18 protein-coding genes and 1 tRNA gene are annotated in these 22,056 nt (G+C 68.5%); 4 read left to right on the top strand and 15 right to left on the bottom strand.

Annotated elements, in window-relative coordinates; all coding sequences use genetic code 11:
• The first annotated feature begins 28 nt into the window (after positions 1-28).
• The 3 genes from Hhyl6_RS09300 to Hhyl6_RS09290 are packed head-to-tail and all read left to right on the top strand — an operon-like array spanning position 29 to position 2,490.
• The gene (locus Hhyl6_RS09300; protein WP_483738925.1) at positions 29-574 is read left to right on the top strand and encodes a poly(R)-hydroxyalkanoic acid synthase subunit PhaE; all 546 of its coding nucleotides are present in this window, start codon (positions 29-31) and stop codon (positions 572-574) included.
• Between the two features lie 3 nt (positions 575-577).
• Positions 578-1,999, top strand: coding sequence for a poly(3-hydroxyalkanoate) polymerase subunit PhaC (gene phaC, locus Hhyl6_RS09295; RefSeq protein WP_483738924.1), 1,422 nt, complete (start codon positions 578-580; stop codon positions 1,997-1,999).
• Between the two features lie 41 nt (positions 2,000-2,040).
• Positions 2,041-2,490 (top strand): TIGR00725 family protein, encoded by a 450-nt coding sequence (locus tag Hhyl6_RS09290; RefSeq protein ID WP_483738923.1) that lies wholly within the window; start codon positions 2,041-2,043, stop codon positions 2,488-2,490.
• Between the two features lie 8 nt (positions 2,491-2,498).
• On the opposite strand, the gene Hhyl6_RS09285 is transcribed toward Hhyl6_RS09290, so the two are convergent.
• Positions 2,499-4,019 (bottom strand): glutamate-cysteine ligase family protein, encoded by a 1,521-nt coding sequence (locus tag Hhyl6_RS09285; protein WP_483738922.1) that lies wholly within the window; start codon positions 4,017-4,019, stop codon positions 2,499-2,501.
• A 55-nt stretch (positions 4,020-4,074) separates the two neighbouring features.
• A complete protein-coding gene (locus Hhyl6_RS09280; protein WP_483738921.1) occupies positions 4,075-4,569 on the bottom strand; it encodes a DUF7858 family protein in 495 nt (164 codons plus the stop codon).
• A 173-nt stretch (positions 4,570-4,742) separates the two neighbouring features.
• Between Hhyl6_RS09280 and Hhyl6_RS09275 the strand changes: the two genes are divergently transcribed.
• Complete coding sequence (locus Hhyl6_RS09275) at positions 4,743-5,603, top strand: transcription initiation factor IIB (protein WP_483738920.1); 861 nt, start codon at positions 4,743-4,745, stop codon at positions 5,601-5,603.
• Here Hhyl6_RS09275 and Hhyl6_RS09270 read toward each other — a convergent pair.
• The 13 genes from Hhyl6_RS09270 to Hhyl6_RS09210 form a co-directional block, all read right to left on the bottom strand.
• Positions 5,582-6,247 (bottom strand): MinD/ParA family ATP-binding protein, encoded by a 666-nt coding sequence (locus Hhyl6_RS09270; RefSeq protein ID WP_483738919.1) that lies wholly within the window; start codon positions 6,245-6,247, stop codon positions 5,582-5,584. The two genes, Hhyl6_RS09275 and Hhyl6_RS09270, sit on opposite strands and share 22 nt — an antisense overlap.
• Complete coding sequence (locus Hhyl6_RS09265) at positions 6,244-6,981, bottom strand: DUF7857 domain-containing protein (RefSeq protein ID WP_483738918.1); 738 nt, start codon at positions 6,979-6,981, stop codon at positions 6,244-6,246. Before Hhyl6_RS09265 ends, Hhyl6_RS09270 begins: the two co-directional genes overlap by 4 nt.
• 33 nt (positions 6,982-7,014) lie before the next feature.
• Positions 7,015-7,824, bottom strand: coding sequence for a DUF7856 family protein (locus Hhyl6_RS09260; RefSeq protein ID WP_483738917.1), 810 nt, complete (start codon positions 7,822-7,824; stop codon positions 7,015-7,017).
• On the bottom strand, positions 7,821-8,156 hold the full coding sequence (locus Hhyl6_RS09255; protein WP_483738916.1) for a DUF7855 family protein: 336 nt from the start codon (positions 8,154-8,156) through the stop codon (positions 7,821-7,823). Before Hhyl6_RS09255 ends, Hhyl6_RS09260 begins: the two co-directional genes overlap by 4 nt.
• A gap of 43 nt (positions 8,157-8,199) precedes the next feature.
• On the bottom strand, positions 8,200-8,793 hold the full coding sequence (locus Hhyl6_RS09250; protein WP_483738915.1) for a DUF7504 family protein: 594 nt from the start codon (positions 8,791-8,793) through the stop codon (positions 8,200-8,202).
• A gap of 29 nt (positions 8,794-8,822) precedes the next feature.
• Entirely contained in the window at positions 8,823-9,095 is a 273-nt protein-coding gene (locus tag Hhyl6_RS09245) for a DUF7854 family protein (protein ID WP_483738914.1), read from the bottom strand.
• Complete coding sequence (locus tag Hhyl6_RS09240) at positions 9,096-11,714, bottom strand: ATP-binding protein (RefSeq protein WP_483738913.1); 2,619 nt, start codon at positions 11,712-11,714, stop codon at positions 9,096-9,098.
• A 329-nt stretch (positions 11,715-12,043) separates the two neighbouring features.
• Entirely contained in the window at positions 12,044-13,219 is a 1,176-nt protein-coding gene (locus tag Hhyl6_RS09235) for an AGE family epimerase/isomerase (RefSeq protein ID WP_483738912.1), read from the bottom strand.
• A gap of 88 nt (positions 13,220-13,307) precedes the next feature.
• Positions 13,308-16,328: an FAD-binding and (Fe-S)-binding domain-containing protein gene (locus Hhyl6_RS09230; protein ID WP_483738911.1), complete on the bottom strand. Its 3,021-nt coding sequence runs from the start codon at positions 16,326-16,328 to the stop codon at positions 13,308-13,310.
• 135 nt (positions 16,329-16,463) lie between these two features.
• Positions 16,464-16,536 (bottom strand) — tRNA-Pro (locus Hhyl6_RS09225).
• 56 nt (positions 16,537-16,592) lie between these two features.
• The gene (locus Hhyl6_RS09220) at positions 16,593-18,452 is read right to left on the bottom strand and encodes an SLC13 family permease (protein ID WP_483739693.1); all 1,860 of its coding nucleotides are present in this window, start codon (positions 18,450-18,452) and stop codon (positions 16,593-16,595) included.
• Between the two features lie 75 nt (positions 18,453-18,527).
• Positions 18,528-19,889, bottom strand: coding sequence for a hypothetical protein (locus tag Hhyl6_RS09215; RefSeq protein ID WP_483738910.1), 1,362 nt, complete (start codon positions 19,887-19,889; stop codon positions 18,528-18,530).
• Positions 19,890-19,928: 39 nt separating this feature from the next.
• A complete protein-coding gene (locus Hhyl6_RS09210; protein ID WP_483738909.1) occupies positions 19,929-21,974 on the bottom strand; it encodes a DEAD/DEAH box helicase in 2,046 nt (681 codons plus the stop codon).
• Positions 21,975-22,056 lie beyond the last annotated feature (82 nt).

Below are 22,056 nucleotides of genomic sequence, written 5' to 3'. Positions count from 1 at the left end.
CGTAACAGCGCGACCTACTAGACATACAATGAGCGACACAAACCAGATGCAAGAGGAATGGGCGGAGATGGTCGAACAGATGAACGACGCCGTCGCCGACTCGATGGAACAGAACATGAAGGCCCAAGCGGCCTTCGTCGAGTCGTGGGCCGACGCCGTCGAGGACTCCATCCCGGAACAGGACGAGCTTTCCGAGGGGTTCCAGGGCTACAACGCGGCCTACGAGGAGTGGATGGACGCCGCAGAGCAGATGGTCGAGCGCTCGGCCGACGCCGCGCATGGCGAGGACGTCGACCCCGCCGAGTTCCGCGACATCTGGCTCCAATCGGCCAACGAGGCGTTCAAGCACGTGATGGGCACGTCGGCGTTCGCGGCCGCCAACGGGCAGTTGGTCGAGTCCATGATGGAGATGCAACAGGAGGCCGACGAACTCAATCAGGACGCCATCGCACAGATGGGCTTCCCGACCCGCGGCGACATGGACGAAGTCGCAGAGCGCCTCCTCGAAGTCGAGCGTCGCCAGCACGCCGTCGAGGAGAAACTCGACCGGGTCCTCGACCACCTCGAGGAGTAAGTCATGTCCAGTAACCCCTTCAACCCCTTCGCGGCCGCGCTCGACTGGCAGACGAAGACGCTGGAGTCGATGTCCGAGGCCGCCGAGACGAGTCAGGTCGCCGACGAGCGACTCGAACTCATGGAGTCGGTCGAGGTCGGCCAGACGCCCTCGGAGGTCGTCTACGAGGAGAACAAGCTCGAACTCCTCCACTACGACGCCGAGGCCGCCGGCATCGAGGTGGCCGAGGAGGACGAGGAAGCGGTGCCCATCCTCATCGTCTACGCGCTCATCAACCGGCCGTACATCCTCGACCTACAGGAGGAACGGTCGGTCGTCCGCCGCCTGCTGGAAGCGGGCCACGACGTCTACCTCATCGACTGGAACGAGCCCTCGCGGCTCGACCAGCACCTCACGCTCGACGACTACGTCAACCGCTACATGGACAACTGCGTCGACGTGGTCCGCGAGCGCTCCGGGCAGGACGCCATCAACATCCTCGGCTACTGCATGGGCGGGACGATGTCGGTGATGTACACCGCCCTGCACAAGGAGAAGGTCAACGCCCTCGGTCTGATGGCCGCCGGCCTCTGTTTCGACCAGACGGGCGGCGTCCTCGAAGAGTGGGGTTCCGACGAGTACTACGATCCCGACGACGTCACCGAGACGTTCGGGAACGTCCCCGCCGAGATGCTGGACATCGGCTTCGCGCTGATGGACCCCGTCGACAACTACGTCTCGAAGTACATCCGCCTCGCGGAGAACCTAGAGAACGAGGCGTTCGTCGAGAACTTCGGCCGGATGGAGAAGTGGCTCGGTGACGGCATCGACGTCGCCGGCGACACCTACGTCCAGTTCCTCGAAGACGTCTATCAGGACAACAAGCTCTACAAGAACGAACTGGAAGTCGGCGGCCAGCACGTCGACTTGGAGAACCTCGATATGCCGGTCCTCCAACTCATGGGCGAGTACGACCATCTCATCCCACCGGAGGCCTCCAAGCCGTTCAACGACGTCATCCCGAGCGAGGACACCCGGACCATCGAGTTCTCGACGGGCCACATCGGCCTGTCCGTCTCCTCCTCGACCCACGCCGACCTCTGGCCCGAGGTCGCGGAGTGGTACAAGGAGCGCAACCGACAGGGCGAGGAAGTCGACATCGAGGTCGAGTCCCCCGGCGAGGCGGCCGAGGAGGCCGTCGAAGACGTCGCCGAGGACGTCGTCGACGCGACCGAATCCGACGGTGCCGTCGAAGCCGAGGAGTTCGGCTCCGAGTCGGGCGCCGACGTGGAGACCGTCGACGGCATCGGCCCGACCTACGCCGACCGACTGCGCGCCGCCGGCGTCGAGACCGTCGGTGACCTCGGCGAGTACGACGCCGCAGAACTCGCCGACGTCGCCGAGACCACCGAGTCCCGCGCGCAGGACTGGCTCGACCAGCTCTGAGCCGGCGATACCTTTTCTCGATGCCCGCCGAAGTGGCGGCTATGCGCGTCTCCGTCATCGGCGGGTCCAGCGTGACAGACGAACAGTTCCGACAGGCACGGACGGTCGGCCGGTTGCTCGGCGAGCGGGGCCACGAGGTGGTTTGTGGCGGCCTGACCGGCGTGATGGAAGCCGTCTGTGAGGGTGCGAGTCGGGCCGGCGGGCACACCGTCGGCATCCTCCCCGGCGAGCGCCGGGCGGCGGCCAACGACTACGTCGACACCGCCATCGCAACCGGGCTGGGCAACGCCCGGAACGTCCTCGTCGTCATGAACGGCGCGGCAGTCGTCGCCGTGGACGGCGGCACCGGGACCCTGTCCGAACTCGGTCACGCGCTGGACATGGACCGCCCGGTGGCCGGGTTGGGGACCCACGCAATCGAGGGCGTCGCCGGCATCGAACACGTCGAGACGCCCGCCGAGGCCGTCGAGCACGTCGAGTCGGCGGTGTGACCGGCCGACTACTCGAACCAGTCGACGAAACTGCCGTCCAGTAGCGTCTCCTTCTGCCGGCGGATGTACGCGGACTGCATCCCCCAGATGGCCTCGGGGAGCGGGACCCGTTCCTCGACGCGGCGGCGGACGTAGTCGTGCTTCCACCGGGCCGGGGTGAGCCGACGGTCAACTCGCTCCCGGAGCGGCCGGATGTACTCGTGGGCCTCCTCCGCCGGGAGGCCGCGCTGTTCCAAGCCTTCCCGAGCGTGTTCGAACAGTTCGCCGTACAGTTCGTCCGTCGAGGTGGTCGTCGCACCGTCGGCGGTTATCCACTCGATGTCGGCCCGCAGGCCCTCGCGGGTGGCCGCGTAGAAGTTCTCCTTGGCCGTCTCCCAGTCGAGCGACTGGATGGGGTGTTCGAGTCGCGGGAGGCTCTCCATCAGCCCCGCGAACAGCGCCTCGAAGGCGACGGCGTCGTCGACGGTCGGTTGGGCCGGGAGCGGGCGGAACTCGATGCGGGCGTTGGCCGCAGAGCGGGTCGCCCCCTCGAACACCGGGCGAATCCACCGCCAGTACGACCCGTGTTTGTGCCGGAAGTGGACGAAGTCGTCGTCGAACCGGGTACCCGACTGCACGTCCATCGGGACGATGGTGTCGTCCGCGACGATGTCGTCAATGGCGTCCTCGACGGTGTCGAAGTCCGGCGGGAAACACACCTTCGGCGGCGTCGGGTCGTCCGCGGGCGGGTTGAGGACGGACTCGAAGACGCCGATGCGGTGCTCCATGTGGGCGTCCTCGACTATCTCGCTGGCCGGTGCGTCGTCGTAGAGGTCCGGCGGGAAGAAGGGCGCGTTGACCCCCAGTGCGAGTACGGGCGCGGCCACCCGCAGGGCGTAGCTGAAGTACTCCGGCAGGTCCGGCGCGTGGGGAATCTGGTAGTGGGGCTGGATGGAGGTGATGAGCGCCTCGGGCATCACCGTCTGGGCCTGCAGGGAGACGTGGGGCGCGTCGAGTTCGAACGCCGACGGGTAGTCGGTGTTGGCCATCGTGTGGTAGCGCACCGCGTCGGACATGTTGGTCCCGATGCGAATCCCGTCTTCCTCGATGGCGTCACAGAGGTAGCTCTCCGCCGTCTCGCCGTTCGGCGGGACCGTCCACATCCCGTCGGAGACCAGTCGAATCCCCTCGGTTCCGAGGCGCTGTTGGGCCGGCATCAGCGACGCCTTCAGTTCGTTGCGCTGCGCCGCCAGCCCGTGTGAGTTCAGCGGTTGCGGACTGGTCTGCATCTCGGCGTTGTGCAGGCCCAGTTCCTTCTCGAACCCGACGAGTTCGAGCAACTGCCGGGGGACCCGCCGGAGGGCGTCGGTCTGGTCGTCGACGGCGTACAGCTCCAACTCCATCCCGACGATGGCCTCCGTGTTGTCGAACGTCCCCGACCTGACCTCCGTTTTGAGCTGTTCGGCCTCTTCGCGCGCGTTCGCGTGGAACTCCTCGGGGTCCACGTCGAGCGCCCGCGTGACCGCCGCAGCCAGTTCCGATGCCGACATGGGCGCGGGTTCACGTCGGGACGTGTTAAGTGTGGTCCAGTCGGTTCGACGCCGCTCAGAGCAGGTCGTCCACGTCGCTGTGTGTGTCCGCCAACGGGTTCCGCTCGGGCGTCGAGAGCGCCCCCTCGACGGCGTCCCGGGCCGCCGGGAGCGGGTCGTGGCTCTCGACGTACGCCGCCAGCGCGAACGTCCGGTCGCCGACGCCCGCCAGCGTGCGCGCGTCGCTCCGGGAGAGGTCCCCCGAGAGCCAGTCGCGGACGACGTCGCGACCACGAGGCCCGACCGGCGACACCTGCTCGCCGAGCAGATGGAGGGTCTTCGCGGCGGTCACCGGCGGCACCCCGGCGGCGTGACCGCAGGCGTCGACGGCGCTCCCCGCGGCGTACGCATCGACGACGGTGGCGGCCTCGGCGGGCGAACAGGGTAAGGCCTCCGCGAACGGCGTCAACCGTTCGGCAAGCGGCGTGTCGGTGTCGTCGACGGCCGCCACCCCGCACTCGCGCTGTCTCTCGGTCACCTCGATGCCGTCTGCGATGTCCGACAACCCCATTGATACCACTGTATTCGCGCCGTAATTTAATACTGGTGACTCCGGCCCCACCCACGTCGGCGGGGACTGCAACTACCTACCGGTAACCGGTCGGTAGTTTCGGCAGAAACCCGCCGCTCACCCGCCGTAGCATCGCTTTTTTAACCCTCCCGCCGGCCGTAGCTCGAACCACGATGAGTGCGACAACGGCAGGTTGTCCAGAGTGTGACGGGGCGCTGAAACAGGACGGCACCGAGACGGTGTGTGACCACTGCGGACTGGTCGTCGGCGAGGACGCCATCGACCGAGGCCCGGAGTGGCGGAGTTTCGAGGACGACGACACCCAGCGCGCGCGGACCGGCGCACCCCTGACCCGGTCGCGACACGACCGGGGCCTCTCGACGGAAATCGGTCGGTCGACGCGGCTGAAGGGCCGCAAGCGCCGGCAGTTCGCTCGTCTCCGCCGGGAACACCGCCGCGCGCAGGTCAGTTCGAAGCGCGAGCGCAACCAGATATACGCCTTCACCGAGATACGACGCATCGTCGGGTCGCTGGGCCTCTCCGACGCCATCCGGGACCGGGCCTGCGTCCTCTTCGAGTCGGCACAGAACGCCGACCTCCTGCAGGGGCGGTCGCTAGAGGGGTTCGCCGCCGCCGCGGTGTACGCCACCTGCCGGACAGAGGGCGTCGCCAGAACCGTCGAGGAACTGTGTCGGGCCGCCCGCGCCGACCCGGACGAACTCCGGGCGGCCTACGACGCCGTCAACCGGGACCTCGGCCTCCCGACGGGGCCGATAGACCCCCGGGAGTACGTCCCCCGGTTCGCGACCGAACTCGACCTTCCCGACGCCGTCCGAAACCGGGCAGAGCGACTGGTCGACGAGGCACGAGAGCGGAACATCGTCGGCGGTCGGAACCCCGCCGGCGTCGCCGCGGCGTGTCTCTACACCGCCGCCCAGGAGCAGGATATCGCCCTGACCCAGTCAGAGGCGGCCGCCGTCGCCGACGTGACGCCGGTGACGCTCCGGGGCACCTACACCGACCTACAGGAGTGAACCGCCGCGGCGAGCGTCTCGAAGGCCTCGTTCGCGGCCGAGTCCGGGGCGGTTACGCGAACGGGCGTCCCGTGGCGCTGGGCCGCCGCGAGGGCCTCGCTCTCCGGCACCGGGACGACCGGCGCACCGAAGTGGTCGGCGAGGGCCGCCGTCGCCGGTGACGACGGCGCTCGGTTGAGGACGACTCGACACAGCCCCGCGTCCAGTTCACGGGCGAGTTCACGAACCCGGAGCGCGTCGGCGAGGGCCGCCGTCGCGGGCGTCGTCACCAGCACCGCCGCGTCGGCGACGGAGAGGGGGAGACCGACGTCGGCGCGGAGGCCCGCCGGCGAGTCCACGACGACCCAGCGGTACGTCCGGTCGAGCGTCGTCAGCGCGTCGGCGAGCGCCGTCGGGTCCGCCCCTCGCGCCCCGGCCAGCGTCCGGCCACAGGGAACCGTCGTCACTGGCCCGTCGGTACGGACGGCCTCGTGGACCGTCGCCCGGCCGGCCAACACGTCGTGGAGGTCCGGCCCGCGACCCGACGGGAGGTCGGCCATCGCGAGGTCGCCGTCCACGACGACGCCGTCGAGTTCCGCCGCGAGGTTGTACGACACGGTCGACTTGCCGACGCCGCCTTTCCCGCCGGTGACGGCCAGAATCATGCGAGACGGGTCAGCGTCTCGACCGGGATGCTGGCGTCGGCCCGCCGGTCCGCGAGCGTCTCGGCCCGCCGGGCGAGCGCCCTGAGTCGTCGTTCGTCGCCGGTCGACTCGTCGGCCAGCACGCGGACCGCCGCCAGTCCGCCAGCCTCGCGGACGGCCGGCGTCGCCGCCAGGAGCGTCTCGGCGGCGGCCAGTCGCTCGGCCTTCTGGACCCTCTCTGCCATCTCGTCGAGCCACGATTCGACCGATTCCGGACGGTCGGCGTCCGGCGCGGCGTCGCACTTGGGAGGGCTCTCGTGGTCGGACGACCGGTCGGTCGCCGGGACGACCGTATCGGCGTCGTCGACACCCGAAACCGCCGTCACGCCACCCGACGGGACCGCGTCCGCGGGTGGTGACGGGTCGCCGAGTTCTCGAACGACCGCTTCGGGCGACTCGGTCCGCTCCCCCACTGGGACGGCATCGGGTGCCGATGTCGCGTCGTCGAGGACTACCGGAGGGTCGGCCGGCGGTGCCGGCGTAGCGTAGCCGAGCGCGTGCGTCCCCGGCCCGAGGACCCCCTCGAACCCGTCCTCGGTCCAGCCAGCCACGGGAGTCCCCTCCCGTCGCGGCGGCCAGACCGGACCGTCGAGGCGGTTCCGGAGCGTCACTCGGGTCGGTTCCCCCACGGAGAGGCAGGCGGCGACCAGCGTCACCCCGTGGTGGTGGCTGGTCGTCCAGTCGAGCGTGACCATAGCGCGGAGTGGTCCCCCGTTGCGATTTAAAACTCAGCACCGGACGACGGGGGCGTCGAGCACGTCGGCGGCCGACGACGGGTCGCCGAAGCGGTCGGTTTCGAGTACGACCGGTGCCGGCGTCCGCGCTATCCGGAGGACCGCCAACGCGGCGGTTACCGGCGACGCCTCGAACGGGTCGGCCGGCGCGGGGCCGGGGAGCGCGGCGACCGCTTCGGTGAACTGGTCGCGGAGGCGGTCGACGAGCGACGCCCGGGCGTCGCGGCGGCGGTTGGCGAGTCGGTCCGCGAGTCGCCGTCGCTCGACCCGTTTCTCTCGGTAGGCCCGCGCTACCTCGCGGCGACGCCGTCGGCTCTCCTCGGCGGCTACCTGCTGTGTCTCTCGCTCGCTGAGCGTCCGAGTCGCCTCGCGGACCGCTCGCTCGACCTCGGCGGTGTCACCGCCGAGTGCCTCCCGGGCCACCAGTCGGCCGCGCTCGGTGGCCGCGTCCTCCCGGAGGGCGGCGAGCGTCGCGGCGTCAACGCGGTCGCGGACCGCCGGCAACGACGGCGCGTCGGGAGTCGGCGACGCGAGCGTCTCGCGCAGGTCGGCAATCGCGTCGTCGTGGGGCGTCTCGTGGCCGAGCGACCGGGCGGCCGCAGCGATGGCCGTGCGGGTTCGAAGCCCCATCTCCGGGTGGACGCGCCCGCAGTAGTCGTAGACCGACGGTGGGTCAGGGCCCGCCGCGGCGGGGAGACGCCCCTCTCCTCGGACCGCCGCTGCGACAGTCGCACCGTCGACCGGGCGCGCCCTGAGGTCGAGAGCGTGCCCCTCGTAGGTGGTGCCGGCGACGGTGAGCCTCACAGGTCGGTCCCCCGCATCCGGTCCGGTGACGGCAGGTCGCGCCCCGACGCGAACCGCTCGTACGGCGTCGAAGGGCGGTCGCGTCCCTCGTAGGCCGCGGCGGCCTCTCGAACGTGCGCCGGCGCGTCCACGGGTTCGAACGGCGTGACCCGCTCTATCTGGACGTCGAGTCCGTGTTTCTCGTGGAGTCGGAGCGCCTGAAACGCCGCGAACTCCGTCCTCGAGAGCAGCGCCGCGCGACCGAACCGTCGGACCACACACTCCTCGTGGGACCGACAGACGTTCCGAAGGTCACGGCGGGCCGCCCGGGAGTACGTCACGACCAACAGCACGGCCTAGAGAACTACCCACCTGTTGTAAAAATTTACGATAAATCTATTGCAACAATTTTCGCGTCCGGACCGTCCGCTCCCCGCCCTCCACGTCGACGACGGCGTCGAACAGCGACGCGAACAGGGCGACCGTCTGTCGGTCGTGTGCAGTCGGGTCGAGGTGGAAGTGCGCCGTGGCGTCGGCGGCCTGCAGTTGAGCGACGACGGCGTGGAGGAACTCGTACGCCGTCTCGCTATCGACGGACTGTAGCAACGCGGTCAGCGAGTCGAAACAGAGGACCAGTTCCTCGGCCGCCGAGAGCCGTTGACTCAGCGTGATGCCGAGACACGTCAGGTCGTTCGACGTCGAGACGGCGTCCGTCTCGACTCCCCGGGGCGACTGGTCGGTCGGCCGCCCCGTCTGTCCCACGGTGACCACCGCCAGCGAAGGCGTGTCCTCGGCTAGCGGGTCCCCGGGGAACGCCTCGACACAGGCCGCCGGTGGCCGGGTGAACGTCACCCACGTCACCGTGGCGTCGGGTTCCGCCTCGGCGAAGAACGCCGGACACGTCTCCCGGCCGTCGCAGTCGGGTCCCTCCGACGGCGCACGCACCAGTGTCGCTCCGGCCTCCCCGAGGTGGTCTGGTAGCTCACACATGGGACTGGGTCACGGTCGTTCGTCCGCGCTCACTCGACTGCCGAGACGGTGAACTGGCCCGGGTCATCGACGAGGTGGTCGATTCGTTCCCGGGCCTCCGGCGCCGACGCCGCGAGGACGACGAGGCCGTCTGCCGGCCCGTCGCCGCCGGCCCGGTAGGCCTGCAGGTCGCCCTCGAAGTCGGCCACGTAGGTCCGCAACACGCCGCGGACGGTCGCCTCCAACTCGGAGAGCGAACACTCCCCCTCTTCGAAGGCGGCCAGCGCTTCCTCGACGTTCCGGAGGGCGGAGATGCGGTCCATCTACGTCGTCCGGAGGTGGTCGGTCCGAGGCTCGTACACCTCGCCTTTCTGTTTCAGTTTCTCTATCTCGTGTTCGGCCTTCGACTCGTCGATGCCGACCTCCTCGGCGCGTTCGACGACCACGTCGATGGGTGCGCCCTCGTCGTACTCGTTCTCGATGTCGGCGATGATGCCACGGATGTTCTGGATGCGGTCGCGCTGGCTCTTCGAGGTGCCCGTCTCCACCACGTCGGCGTCGAACTCGCCGGTCTCCGGGTCGACGCCGATTTGCTTCAGACAGTAGTGGGCGATGTCGACCGCCCGGTCGGCGTCGGACTCTTCGACGGTGTCCGAGAGGCGGATGCGGGCGGACGCCTCGGCCAGGCGGACCAACGCTTCGAGTTTCCGGGCCGTGACCGGCACCGGCGCGTCGTCGTCCTGCCCCTTCAGTCGCAGGTCGACGTAGAAGTCCTCGATGACGGACTTGGCCTCCTCGGTCATCGTCGGGAAGCAGTTGCGCTTCGCGTAGGCGATGTACTTCCGCAGCAGTTCCGGTTCGATGGTCGGTGCCACCTCCTCGGTCACCGTATCGACCTCCTCCTCGGAGAAGTTCGAGGTGGGGTTCTGCGTGCGGTGGGTGTGGAGTTCCCCGGCGTAGTTCGTCTGGATGATGTGCTCCGCGAGGTTGCGGTCTGACTCCTCGTCCGGTTGGTCGGTGACGGTGAAGATGAGGTCGAACCGGGAGATGAGCGCGGGTTCGAGGTCGATTTGCTCGCCGATGGGTTCGTACTGGTCGAAGCGACCGTACTTGGGATTCGCAGCGCCCAGCAGGGAACACCGCGACTTCAGCGTCGCGTTGATGCCGGCCTTCGAGACGCTGATTCGCTGCTGTTCGAGCGCCTCGTGCATCGCCGAGCGGTCCTCCGGACTCATCTTGTCCAGTTCGTCCACCGCGGCGATGCCTTGGTCGGCCAGCACCAGCGCCCCCGCTTCGAGCGTCCACTGCTGTCCCTCGCCGAAGTCGTCGCGGACGGCGGCGGCGGTCAGCCCGGCGCTGGAGGACCCCTTGCCGGAGGTGTAGACCGAACGGGGAGCGATTTCTCGGATGTACGAGAGCATCTGCGAGTTGTGGGAGACGATGCCGTCCGTGAGGTAGTTGTGTGTCCCCGCTACTTCGAGGTCGTACACCCACTCCTCGTCCGGTTCGACTGTTTGTATGCTCGTTACCTGCTCGGTCGTGGCCGCTGTCACGCCACCGTCTGTCACGGCGGACTGTCGGGATGAGTTAGCCTGAGACCCCTCGGGGCCGCAAGCGATAACGGCGCCAATTTCGAGATTCTCGGCCGGTTCTGGCCGGAACTGACCATCGGACTGGACGAACAACGGATGAGACGGGGTCACCGTAACCTCAGGCCCACTCTCGGTCCGAATCCGATACAGCGTCTCCGGCGCCTCTCGCTTCCAGACTTTCGTCGCCTGCTGTGTCGCTATCGTTCCGTCGTTCTGCAGCGACGGAACCGCGAAGTCGACCGAGTCCCAGACCCCGTCGTCGACTGGTTTCGGGTCGTCGAGGTTCGACTCCACGAGTTCTCGAATCGGCACGTCACGGCCGTCGTCGAGGGTGACGCGGGTGTCTCCGTGAACGCACTTCCCCGTACCGGGGTCACCTATCAGCAACATGTGGAGGTCCCCACGGATGCGCGACCCGTCGGGGAGGTCCTTGGTCACCCCCGAGAACAACTGGAGCATCATCGCGAGTTTCTCCTTCTCGTAGCCGTAGATGGAGGGAGCGATGGCCCCGACCATCTGGTCGTAGATGTCGGCCTCGTTGGAGAGTTCGACGATTTCCTTCTTGTCGGCGTCGGTAATCTCCATGTCCTCGAACTGCTCGTCCTCGATTTCGACGCTGACGCCGTCCATGTAGATGTCGAACATCGGGGACTTCTCGCGGTCGTTGCCCTGCTGGTCGAGTTTGAGGACGCCGGTCACGCGGACGTGGTCGCCGGCCGTGACCTTCCCCGTGATGTCGTCCTCGATGTTGATGTCGATGGACTGGGGCGTCTCGCCGCCGCGCAGACCCTCGGGGGACTCCTGCACCCGGAGTTTCTGTGCGTCGATGAACTCGGACTGGTCGGTGTTCAGACGGAACGGGCCCTGTCGCTCACAGCCCTGACACTCGTGGGGTTCCTGAAAGTCGCCGCCGGCCTGCGGGATGCGCGTCAGCGTGCCACACCGCTGGCACTCGAAGGCGGCGGTGAGGACCTTCGGGCGGACGTCCGTCGCCTTGCGGACGATGCCTTGGACGGAGATGAGGTTCCCGTGGTGTTCGTGGCGAATGTCCCGGATGTCCTCGGATTCGGGGAGGTTCCGGACGCGGACGTGGGCCTGTCCGAGCGAGACGTCCACCGGGAGGTCGTACAGTCTGAGCGCCTCCTCGGCGTACTCCTGTAACTGCTCGGGTTTGGTCCGATAGTCGTCCGCGAGGTCGGGGTCGAAACGATAGAGGTCCTGCCAGTCGACGTACAGCGACTTCTGGTCGTTCGGGTATTTCTGGGCGAGCTCACCGATTTCGTTGCGGTAGTAGTTGCGGTAGAACTCCTCGAAGCGGTCGATGAGTTCGGTGTTCTCGGCGGTCGCCATCTGAGTGCACAGACGTTACGCCCACTCGCCTAAGAAGGTTCGCAAACCTCAGCGGAAGTGGTCCGGGCGGCGGTCGGACACGGGGACTGCGGCCGGTTCGACCGCGAAACGAAGGGGTGGGGCCGAGCGATGCGTCGTCCCCGGAAGTGCCCCGTGGCGCTTCCGGTATTTTTCGCCCACGTTTTTCGAGGAGTGGTCGTCGTCGGCGACCCGACGACGAAAAAGGTGGTTCGGGGAGGTTCGCAACCCTCGGTGGAAGTGGTCCGAGCGGCGGTCGGACTCGGGACTGCGGCCGGTTCGGCCGCGAAACGAAGGGGTAGGGCCGACGCTCAGTTGCCGAAGCTTCGCAGGCTCTCGTAGCACGCGCCGATGGGGTGGTACCCGGGTTCGACCTCGGGGCCGTCGCCGGTCGGATATGACTCGTCGGCGGCGGAGACCCGTTCGTACCACCCGCCGGTCGGCGCGACCATCGTGTCGAGCGCGTACTCCCAGAAGCGGTCGTACCACTCCCGGTACCAGTCGTCGTCGGTGCGTTCGGCCAGCGCCGCCGCGGCGCCGATGCCCTCTGCGACCTCCCAACTGTACTTGTCGTCGACGACCGGGTCGCCGTCCTCGTCTAGCGTGTAGTAGAACCCCCCCGACTCGTCGTCCCACCCGTCGAGAGCCGTCTCGAACAGTTCGGGCGCACGCTGGCCGGGCCACCGAGCGTCGAGGTGCCGGTCGAGTATCGAGAGGAGTTTCGCCCACTCGACGTGGTGTCCGGGCTGGTACCCCCACGGCCGGAACTGGTGGGCCGGGTCGTCGCGGTTGTAGTCGAAGTCCGGGGTCCAGTCGCGCTCGAAGTGCTCCCAGAGGCGGCCGTCGTCCGTCGAGAGGTCGACACAGAGCCGTTCGGCGACGGTCTCGGCCCGGTCGAGGTAGCGGTCGCCGCCGGTCACCTCGTGGGCGACCAGCGCCGCCTCGCAGGCGTGCATATTGGCGTTCTGCCCGCGGTAGGGGTCGGCCTCGCTCCAGTCGGCGTCCCACCCGCTCCGGTAGAGGCCGTGGTCGGGTTCGAAGAACCGCTCGTCCATGAGGTCCCACGTCTGCTCCAGATACTTCCCGGCGTTCTGGACGCCCGCGTCGGCCGCGCGAGCGTACGCGAGGACGACGAAAGCGTGGCCGTAGCAGACCCGCCGGGAGTCCGCCGGCGTCGTCCCGTCGAGGAGCCAGTGGTACCCGCCGCGCTCGACGTCCCGGAAGTGGTCCTGCAGGAACTCGACGCCGCGTTCGGCGGCCTCGCGCCACCGCACCTCGCCGAACAACTCGCTGGCCAGCGCGAAGTTCCGGGTGAACCGCGCCGTCGCGACGAGGTGTTTGCTGTCCGGGTCGTACACCTCGCCGGTGTCGGCGTCGAGTTGCGCGACGAACCCGCCGTGGGCCTCGTCGACGCAGGTCGGGTAGTAGAAGTCCAGTACCGCCCGCATCCGGTCCCGGAGCCAGTCGGAGTCGGTGTAGTTGGGCATGTCGGCGAGACGACGGGGGACCGCAAGAAGGTTCGGTCGGAGTCGACCGGCGCTCTCGACGACCGGGTTGTGGGGCGCGCCGACAGCCTCAGAGGCGCTCGGCGACGACCTCGATGGGGTGGGGCGGGACGTCGTCGGCGTCGGGGCGGTCCCCCAGTTGCGACCGACAGGACCCCCCAGGAGCGACGACGCGATCGGCGTCGCTGTCGGCGACCTTCTCGAACAGGAGGCCGCCGATTGTCTTCGAGAGGTCGTAGTGCTCGACGTGATAGCCGAAACTGCCGGCCATCCCACAGCAGGTCGTGTCCAGCGGGTCGACCTCGTACCCGACCCGGCGCATGACGCCGACGGCGTGGTGGTCGGCGTTGACCCCCTTCTGGTTGCAGTGGCCGTGGTAGCTCACTGACCCGGCGGCGTCGCGCGAGCGGTCCGCGACGGGGAGCGCTTCGTCCAGTCGATAGGTGTCGAGGTACTCCATCACCCCGTAGGCGCCGTCGGCCAGTCGTTCGACCGCGGGCCCGTCGAGCAGGTCGCGGTACTCGTCCTGAACCATCACCGCGTCGGCGGGTTCGACGAACACCACGTCCCAGCCGTCGGCGACGCGGTCGGCCAGCGCGTCCGTGTTCGCCCGCGCTCGCTCCCGCGCGCGGTCGAGCAGTCCGGTCGAGAACGCCGCGCGCCCGGAGGGAACGGTGTCGTCGGGGACGGCGACGTGACAGCCCGCGGCCTCGAGCGTCTCGACGGCGGCTTTCCCGGCCGCCGGGTAGGAGTAGTTCGTGTACGTGTCGGGGAACAGCAGGACCTTGCGGGACGCGTCATCCCGCGGGACGGTCGACCCGCCCCGGGCACGCATCCAGTCCTCCAGGGTCTCCCGGCGGAACGGCGGCAGGTCGCGCTCGGGCGCGATGCCCAGCAGTGTCTGCATGAGACGCCGCGCCCCGGGGAGGTCGGTCGCCCAGTTCGACAGCGGGGCCAGCGCCGACCCGAGCCGCGAGACCGTGTCGACGTTGGCGAAGAGTCGCTCCCGGAGGCCGACCCCCGCCTGCTGGTGGTGCTGGTGGGTCAGTTCGGCCTTGAGTTTCGCCATATCGACGCCGGTCGGGCAATCGCTCTTGCAGCCCTTGCAGCCGATACAGAGGTCCAGCACCTCCGACTGGAAGCGCTCGGAGTGGAGTTCCTCTTCGGGGAGGTCGCCGCTGATTGCCGCCCGGAGCAGGTTCGCCCGCCCGCGGGTCGTCTGGACCTCCTCCCGGGAGGCCCGGTAGGTCGGACACATCACGTCCTGGTCGGTCTGGCGGCAGGTGCCACAGCCGTTGCACAGTTCCACGAGGTGCGAGAAGCCGCCCTCGCCCTCGAAGTCGAGGGTGGTCTGTGGCTCCAGCGACTGGTAGTCGGGGCCGTACCGGAGGTGCTCGCGCATGTCCGCGCCGACGCCGCGGTCGGTGTCCGGTCCCAGGTCCTCCGGGCCGTCGCGGTAGACGACGTTCCCGGGGTGGAGCCACCACTCCGGGTCGAAGGCCGTCTTGACTCGCTTGAACGCGTGCCAGAGGTCCTCGCCGTACATCTTGGGGTTGAACTCGGTGCGGGCCATCCCGTCGCCGTGCTCGCCGGAAAAGGAGCCGTGGTGGTCGAGGACGAGGTCGGTCACGTCCTCGCTGATGGAGTGCATGGTCTCGATTCCCGCCTCCGTTTTCAGGTTGAGTATCGGCCGGATGTGGAGCGTCCCCGACCCAGCGTGGGCGAAGTACGACGCGGAGGTGTCGTGGTCGTCGAGGACGGCCTCGAACTGCTGGACGTACGCGGCGAGTTCGGCGGGCGGGACCGTCGCGTCCTCGATGAACGGGTACGGCTTGGGGTCGCCGTCCATGGACATCAACAGCGGGATGGCCGCCTTCCGGAGCGTCCAGAGGGCGGCCTGGTCCGCGTCGGTGTAGGCCTCGACGACCGCGAAGGCTTCGCCCGACTCGACGAACCGGTCGGTGGTGCGCTCGATGGCCGCCGCGAAGTCGTCATGGCGCTCCGAGTCGTACTCCAGCATGAGCGCGGCGGCGGCCCGGTCGGGGATGGGCTCGACGTACTCGGCGTAGCCGTCCGAGTCCGCCGCCAGCCGGAACAGGTCGTCGTCCATCAGCTCGACGGCGCTGACGTCGTACTCGAGCGCGACCGGGACCGCCGCCATCGCCGCCGCGAGGTCGTCGAAGCAGTACAGCGCGACCGCCGTCTCCTCGGGCACCGTCACGAGCGAGAGTTCCGCTTCCACGACGACCCCGAGCGTCCCCTCGGCGCCGACGAACAGTTTCGCGAGGTTCACGACCCGGTCGCCGTCGTCGTTCTCGTAGACGACCCGGTCGAGGTTGTACCCCGAGACGCGGCGCTTGAGGTCGGGATAGCGGGCCTCGATTTCGTCGGCGTGCTCGGTCACCACCTCCCGGACGGTCCGGTATATCTCTGCCTCGCGGTCGTCCTTCGAGACGATGTCGTCCCACTCCGGGGAGTCGACGACCACCTCGCGAGCCTCGATAATCGACCCGTCCGCGAGGACAGCCGTCACCGACTCGGTGTAGGCGTCGGTGATGCCGTACCTGACCGAGTGGGCGCCGGTGGAGTTGTTCCCGATGCCGCCCCCGACCGTCGCGCGGTTCGAGGAGGCCGGGTCCGGCGCGAACTTCAGGCCGTACTCGGCGAGGGCGTCGTCGAGGTCGTCCTGCACGACACCGGGCTGGACGCGGACCCGTTTCTCCCCCGGACGCACCTCGAGGACGTCGGTCATGTGCCGAGAGACGTCGACCACGACACAGCCCGGCCCGACGGCCTGGCCCGCGAGCGACGACCCGGTCCCGCGCGGGAGGACGGGGACGCCGTGGCTCGTCGCGACCTCGACGGCCGCCCGGACGTCCGCGACGTCGGTCGGGTACACGACGCCGGCCGGTTCGGCGCGGTAGATGCTCCCGTCCGTCGCGTAGAGGACCCGCGCGTACTCGTCGAACGCTACGCCACCCGTCACGCGCGAGCGCAGGTCCGCCGCCAGGTCGCTGTAGGCGTCGGTGTCGGGTCGATCGAGGTCGAGTTCGCGGACCGACCAGGTTCCGTCGGCGTCCTCGATGGCCATACCCGATTATGTAAGTATCAGTAAGTAAGTCCTGTGCCCATCGTTCACGCGGACCATGCCGTCGGCGCCGGTACGACGTCGCCTCGGTCGCCGGGAGATGTGGCCGCGACGCTCGCAGTGTCGGTCGCGAAGAAGTGGGATCGCCCAGATTTGAACTAGGGGCACGGGCACCCAAGGCCCGAAGGTTACCAAGCTACCCCACGATCCCGTATCTCACCGTGCGCCCGTCACCGAGTAAAGGGTTTCGTTGGCCGTCGCACCGTGTCAGGCAGGCGCAAGTCCCCAGAAGAAGGCGATGCCGAGCGTGGTCACGACGGCGAACACCGCCTGCAGGGGTGCGCCGACCTTCAGGTAGTCGCTGAAGCGGTAGCCACCCGGCCCGTAGACGAGGAGGTTGGTCTGGTAGCCCACCGGCGTCATGAACGCCGTCGACGCGGCGAAGGTCACCGCGAGGACGAACGCGAAGGCGTTGGCGTTCAGTTGCTGGGCGGCCTCGACGGCGACGGGAATCATCAGCACCACGGAGGCGTTGTTCGAGATGACGTTGGTCAGCACCGCGGTGACCACGTACATCAGGCCCAGCGCGACGATGCCTGGCAACCCGGGCGCCGCGAGGACGAACAGGTCCGCCAGCAGGTCTGCACCGCCGGTCTCCTGTAAGGCGATACCCAGCGGGATGACGCCGGCGAGCAGGAAGATGACGTCCCACTGGACGGCGTCGTACAGTTCCTGCGGGCGGAGACAGCCCGTGAGAATCATCGCCACCGCGCCGGCCAGCGCCGAGACGACGATGTGAATCGGGGTGAGCGCGGCGACGCCGACGACGGCGGCGACGATGCCGACGGCGACGGGAATCTTCGACCGGCGGAAGTCGGGCCGCTGGACCTCCTGTGCGACGATGAAGTCCCGGTTGACGTTCAGACGCTCGATGCTGTCGGCGGTGGCCTGCACCAGCAGGGTGTCACCGACCTTCAGGGTGACGCGGTCCATCCGCTGTCGGAACAGTTCGCGGCCGCGGCGCAGGGCCAGCACCGTCGCGTCGTACCGCTGGCGGAAGTTCGCCGAGGCGAGCGTCTCGCCGACGAGCGAGGACCCGGGCGCGACGACGAGTTCGACGAGGTTCTGCCGCTCGCTCGCGCTCTCCAGTTCCGCGTCGTCCACCTCGACTTCGGGGATGAGGTCGAGTCCCTCGGCGTCGAGCAACTCCACCAGCGTATCTCGGTCGGTCCGAATCGCGAACACGTCGCCGGGTTGGATGGCCTTCGGGTCGAGCGGTTCGAGGAAGACCCTGTCCCCCCGGACGAGTTGGATGACGTCGACGTCGAACTCCGTCTCCGAGAGCGCCTCCCGCACCGTCTGGCCGACGATGGGGGAGTCCTCCCGGACCACGACTTCGGTGAGGTACTCGCCCATCTCGAACTCGTCGGTCAGGTCCTCGCGGGCCTCGATGCGGCCCGGGACCAGCCACCGGCCCACGGTCATCAGGTAGACGGTGCCGACGACGGTGACGACGACGCCCAGTTGCGTGAACTCGAACATCCCGAAGGGGTGGCCGAGCAACTCGGCGGAGAGTTGCGAGGCGAGGATGTTCGTCGAGGTGCCGATGAGCGTGAGCATCCCGCCGAACATCGAGGCATAGGAGAGCGGGAGCAGAAGTTTCGACGGCGAAATCTTGCCGTTGTGAGCGATGTCCGTGACCATCGGCAGGAGGATGGCGACGGCGGCGGTGTTGTTGATGAACCCGGAGATGGGGCCGACGAGGCCGACCGTGGCCCCGAGTTGGCGCGTCTCGCTGTCACCGGTCAGCGAGGCGAGTCTCGACCCGAGCATCTGGACGATGCCGGTCCGCTGGACGCCGTCCGAGAGGATGAACATCGCCAAGACGGTGATGGTCGCGGTCGAGGCAAAGCCCGAGAGCCCCCGCGTCAGCGGCGAGACGTCGTCTCCCGGTCGGTGGAGGACGTAGAGGGGGTCGGCCAGCAGGCCGGCGTCGACGAGCGTCGCCGTCAGGGGTTCGACCAGCATCAGCGCGACCATCACGGCGATTGCGGTCACGTCGACCGGCAGGGCCTCGGTCGCGAACAGCGCGAGTGCGACGAGTATCAGCGCGAACACGAACGCCATCGCGGGCGTGACCGGGGGCAGCGACACACCGGGGAGTAGGGCGGGTCCGGCAAAAGACTGCGGATTATCCGTCCGTCAGACCTCGCCGTCGTCCCGCCCGAGGTCGACGACCAGCGCCTCGTAGCTCCGGGCGAACACCGGGGCCTCACGGAGCGACGTGGCAGCCACCTGAAACACGGGGACCGCGAGTGATCCGTCGGTGCCCTCGACCACGACGACGGCCTCGTGGTCGGTGTCGGCGGACCACTCGCCGTCGAGGTCACGGACCAGTACCTCGCCGAAGTAGCTCCCCAGTTCCGTGGTGACGCTGGTGAACGCGCGGTCGTCGAAGGTGGCCTCGCTCCCGAACGTCGCGTCCGCGAAGCGGTCGTCGTCCCACTCGGCCGCCACGAGGTCGTCGAGGTGGGCGAGCGACGCCGGCGTGAAGTCGAGGTCGCGTTCGGCCCAGAACTCGGTGAACTCGGTCGCCGTCGTGGCGTACTCGGCCCGGAGGCCGTCGCCGGCCGTGGGGTCCGTCGCCGGAGTCGGGTCGGCCGTCTCGGTAACGGCCCCCTCGCTCTCCGCTGGCGACTCGACCGCCCCGGAGTCCGCCGTCTCTGTTTCCGCCTCGTCCACACTCGTCTCTGTTGAGTCGACCTCGACCGGGACCGACGACTCGGACTCGTCCGCCTCGATAGCCGCCTCGCTGTCCTCCCCGGTTCCTGCGGCCGAGTCGGGAGTGGGCGTCTGCTCGTCCGCCCTGACTTCGCCCGGTGTCGGTTCGACGGCGTCGAACGTCGGATACACCGCGTCGTCGGCGTCTGCACCGGTCGCACTCTCGTCGCCCGTCTCGTGGTCGGGCGCGATGAGGTCCACGTCTCGCTGCGTGTCCGCCGTCTCGTCGGCGTCTGTCGTCTCGGCCGACGTGGTGTCGCCTGCGTCGTCCGTCTCCTCGCGTTCGTCCGTGTCCACCGCCTCGCCGCCCGTCGACTCGCCACGTTCCAGTTCGGCGTCGAGTCGCTCGACGACGGCGGCGAACACCGGGTCGCCGCCTACGGAGCGGGCCGCGACGTCGAAGACGGCGACGGTCACCTCGTCGTCCCGGCCGGCGACGGTGACCGTCCAGCCGTCCTCGGCCGTCCACTCGCCGTCGTAGGTCCGGACCAGCACCTCACCGAGGTAGCTCCCGAACTGGACGGCCTTCGGGGAGTACGCCCCGCCGTCTGCGGGACGTGCCTCCGTCCAGTCCTCGCGGCCGTCGATGGCCGCGTCGAGACGCTCCAACGACGCCAGCGAGAAGTCGAGTTGGTCGGCGTCGTCGGCCGCGTCCTCCGCCCGCCGGCGGAACTCGTCGGGACCGAGCGCGGTCACGTCGACCAAGTCCGAGCGTCGCTCGGTCTGGTCCGCCCCGTCGTCGCCCCCGCCGACCGCCCGGCGGATGCTGTCGAACAGCCCCATGGCCTCGGCAAGACGGGCTGACTACAAGAAGGTACGGCCCTACTGCTCCTCGCGAAGTTCCATCTCGGCGACGATGTCGTAGGGGTCCAGCCCCTTCCGGATGCCGTCGAGCAACTGGAAGGCCTCGTCGGGCGCGAGGAAGTGCCGGGTGACGGCCCGGCCCAACGGGGTCGGCGAGAGGCCGTCGATGAACTCGTACTCCAGCAGTTTCCCGAGCGCGTGTTTCGTCGGCACCTCGCCGACCATCCGGTCGTTGAGCCGTTTGGCCTGCGTGCCGGCGACGGTGACGTTCGCCAGCGTCTCCTCGACGGCGGCGCCCTCGTCGTAGCGGGTGACGACCGGTTCCATCTCCCCCTTCAGGAGCTTGAACGCCACCTCGTCTTCGGTCATCTCCATGCTGTTGTGGTACGAGCAGTCCGGTTCGACGAGGAGGTAGACCGTCCCCTTGTCGTGGTAGTCCGGCCGGCCGGCCCGGCCGAGCATCTGCTCGAACTCCTGGACGGTGAGCCACTCGATGCCCATCGCCAGCGAGTCGAAGATGACCTGCGACGCCGGGAAGTCCACCCCAGCGGCGAGGGCGGCCGTCGTGACGACGGCGGCCAGTTCCTGGTCGGCGAACTGCTTCTCGACGCGCTGGCGCTTGCGGTTGTCCAGTCCGGCGTGATACGGCGCGGAACTGTACTCCAGTTTGCGGGAAATCTGGTGACAGCGCCGCCGAGAGTTGGTGAAGATGATGGTCTGACCGCGGTACCCCTTGCTCGACTTCGTGTCGAACGCCCGCTTGACCAGTTTGTTCTCCGTGTCTATCTTCTCGCGGCCGTCGGCGAAGGTGACGTGGCGTTCGATGGGCACCGGGCGCTCCTCGAACTCGATGAGTTTCGCCCGCAGTTTCTCGGCCAGTTGGCCGGGGTTGCCCACCGTCGCCGAGAGGTATATCCACTGGGTGTCGTCGCTGTCGGGCGACCCGCCGGTCTCGCAGTAGTACTTCAGCCGCGAGATGAGGCCGTCCAACCGGTGGCCTCGCTCGTCCTCGCCGAGCGTGTGCACCTCGTCGATGACGACGGTACCGATGGTCCCGAGGTCCTTGCCCGTCCGCAGGGCGTGGTCGATACCCTCGTAGGTACCGACGATGACGTCGGCGTTCGGGTCGAAGCGACCGCCCTCGTCGGCGATGCGACTCGCGCCCACGCGAAGGGAGACGTCGACCATGTCCCCGTATCGTTCCTTGAACGACTCGTACTTCTGGTTGGCCAGCGCGACGAGCGGGACCAGAAACAGCATCGTCCCCTTGTTGTTGAGGACGCGGTTCAGCCCGGCGAGTTCGCCGACCAGCGTCTTCCCCGTCGCCGTCGCGGAGACGACCAGTTGGTCCTGCCCGTCCATCGCGCCGTGGTCGACGGCGAGGCTCTGGACCGGAAGGAGGGTGTCGAACCGCGACTCGACGTGCTGTTGGATGCCGGGGTGGAGGTTCAGCGTCTCCGTCGAGACGAGGTCGATGTCGTCGACGGTCGCCGAAATCTCGTCGAACTTCGTCAGGTCGGGGTCCAACTGCCCCGACAGGAGGTTCGTGATGCGGTCTAGGTCCTGTACCTCCAACAGGAGTTCTTCGAGGCGTTTCCGGGCGTCACCGGTGATGCCACCCTCGAAGGCAAGTTCTCTGTCGAGTTCCTCGCGGGCGCAGTCCGGGCAGATGGTCTCCCCGTCGGCCTCGATGGCCGTCTCGCTCGTGATGGGCGAGTACCGCCCCGCAGACGAGCAGTACCGACAGGTGCGGACGACCTTCGCCTCTAACTGGTAGCCGTCGAGCATCTCGCGGATGCGGTCGCGGGCCAGCGGCGACGTCTGCTCGGAGATGCGGATACGCGTCGCTCGACGTGCCAGTTCGACGAACTGGTCGGGTGCGCGGAGGTCCTCGCTGGTCCCGTCTTTGATGCGGAGGCGTCGGGGGCGGGGCCCCGCGTCCGTCTCCTTCAGTTCGAGGACGCCGTGGAACAGACGCCCGCCGTCTCGCTGGGCGACCACCCGGACGTCCTCGCCGTGCTCGTGGAGGAACAGCGTATCAACCTGTGCGGCCTGCTGCGACACGCCTGTACGTACGTCGCGGGACCTACTTCAGTCACTCGACACGGTGTGGACGAGAGCCTCGGGGTCGACGACTGCGAACGCC

The organism is Haloarcula sp. H-hyl6, from assembly GCF_056934455.1.
This window is presented reverse-complemented; position numbering and strand designations above follow the sequence as displayed.

Excerpts from the sequence above, each read along its gene's own strand:
- Hhyl6_RS09285 (WP_483738922.1), bottom strand. The coding sequence starts at position 4,019 with ATGTCGGCATCGGAACTGGCTGCGGCGGTCACGCGGGCGCTCGACGTG.
- Hhyl6_RS09250 (WP_483738915.1), bottom strand. The coding sequence starts at position 8,793 with ATGTGTGAGCTACCAGACCACCTCGGGGAGGCCGGAGCGACACTGGTG.
- Hhyl6_RS09270 (WP_483738919.1), bottom strand. The coding sequence starts at position 6,247 with ATGATTCTGGCCGTCACCGGCGGGAAAGGCGGCGTCGGCAAGTCGACC.
- Hhyl6_RS09280 (WP_483738921.1), bottom strand. The coding sequence starts at position 4,569 with ATGGGGTTGTCGGACATCGCAGACGGCATCGAGGTGACCGAGAGACAG.
- Hhyl6_RS09240 (WP_483738913.1), bottom strand. The coding sequence starts at position 11,714 with ATGGCGACCGCCGAGAACACCGAACTCATCGACCGCTTCGAGGAGTTC.
- Hhyl6_RS09230 (WP_483738911.1), bottom strand. The coding sequence starts at position 16,328 with ATGGCCATCGAGGACGCCGACGGAACCTGGTCGGTCCGCGAACTCGAC.
- Hhyl6_RS09275 (WP_483738920.1), top strand. The coding sequence starts at position 4,743 with ATGAGTGCGACAACGGCAGGTTGTCCAGAGTGTGACGGGGCGCTGAAA.
- Hhyl6_RS09245 (WP_483738914.1), bottom strand. The coding sequence starts at position 9,095 with ATGGACCGCATCTCCGCCCTCCGGAACGTCGAGGAAGCGCTGGCCGCC.
- Hhyl6_RS09215 (WP_483738910.1), bottom strand. The coding sequence starts at position 19,889 with ATGGGGCTGTTCGACAGCATCCGCCGGGCGGTCGGCGGGGGCGACGAC.
- Hhyl6_RS09290 (WP_483738923.1), top strand. The coding sequence starts at position 2,041 with ATGCGCGTCTCCGTCATCGGCGGGTCCAGCGTGACAGACGAACAGTTC.
- Hhyl6_RS09220 (WP_483739693.1), bottom strand. The coding sequence starts at position 18,452 with ATGGCGTTCGTGTTCGCGCTGATACTCGTCGCACTCGCGCTGTTCGCG.
- Hhyl6_RS09265 (WP_483738918.1), bottom strand. The coding sequence starts at position 6,981 with ATGGTCACGCTCGACTGGACGACCAGCCACCACCACGGGGTGACGCTG.
- Hhyl6_RS09300 (WP_483738925.1), top strand. The coding sequence starts at position 29 with ATGAGCGACACAAACCAGATGCAAGAGGAATGGGCGGAGATGGTCGAA.
- Hhyl6_RS09235 (WP_483738912.1), bottom strand. The coding sequence starts at position 13,219 with ATGCCCAACTACACCGACTCCGACTGGCTCCGGGACCGGATGCGGGCG.
- phaC (WP_483738924.1), top strand. The coding sequence starts at position 578 with ATGTCCAGTAACCCCTTCAACCCCTTCGCGGCCGCGCTCGACTGGCAG.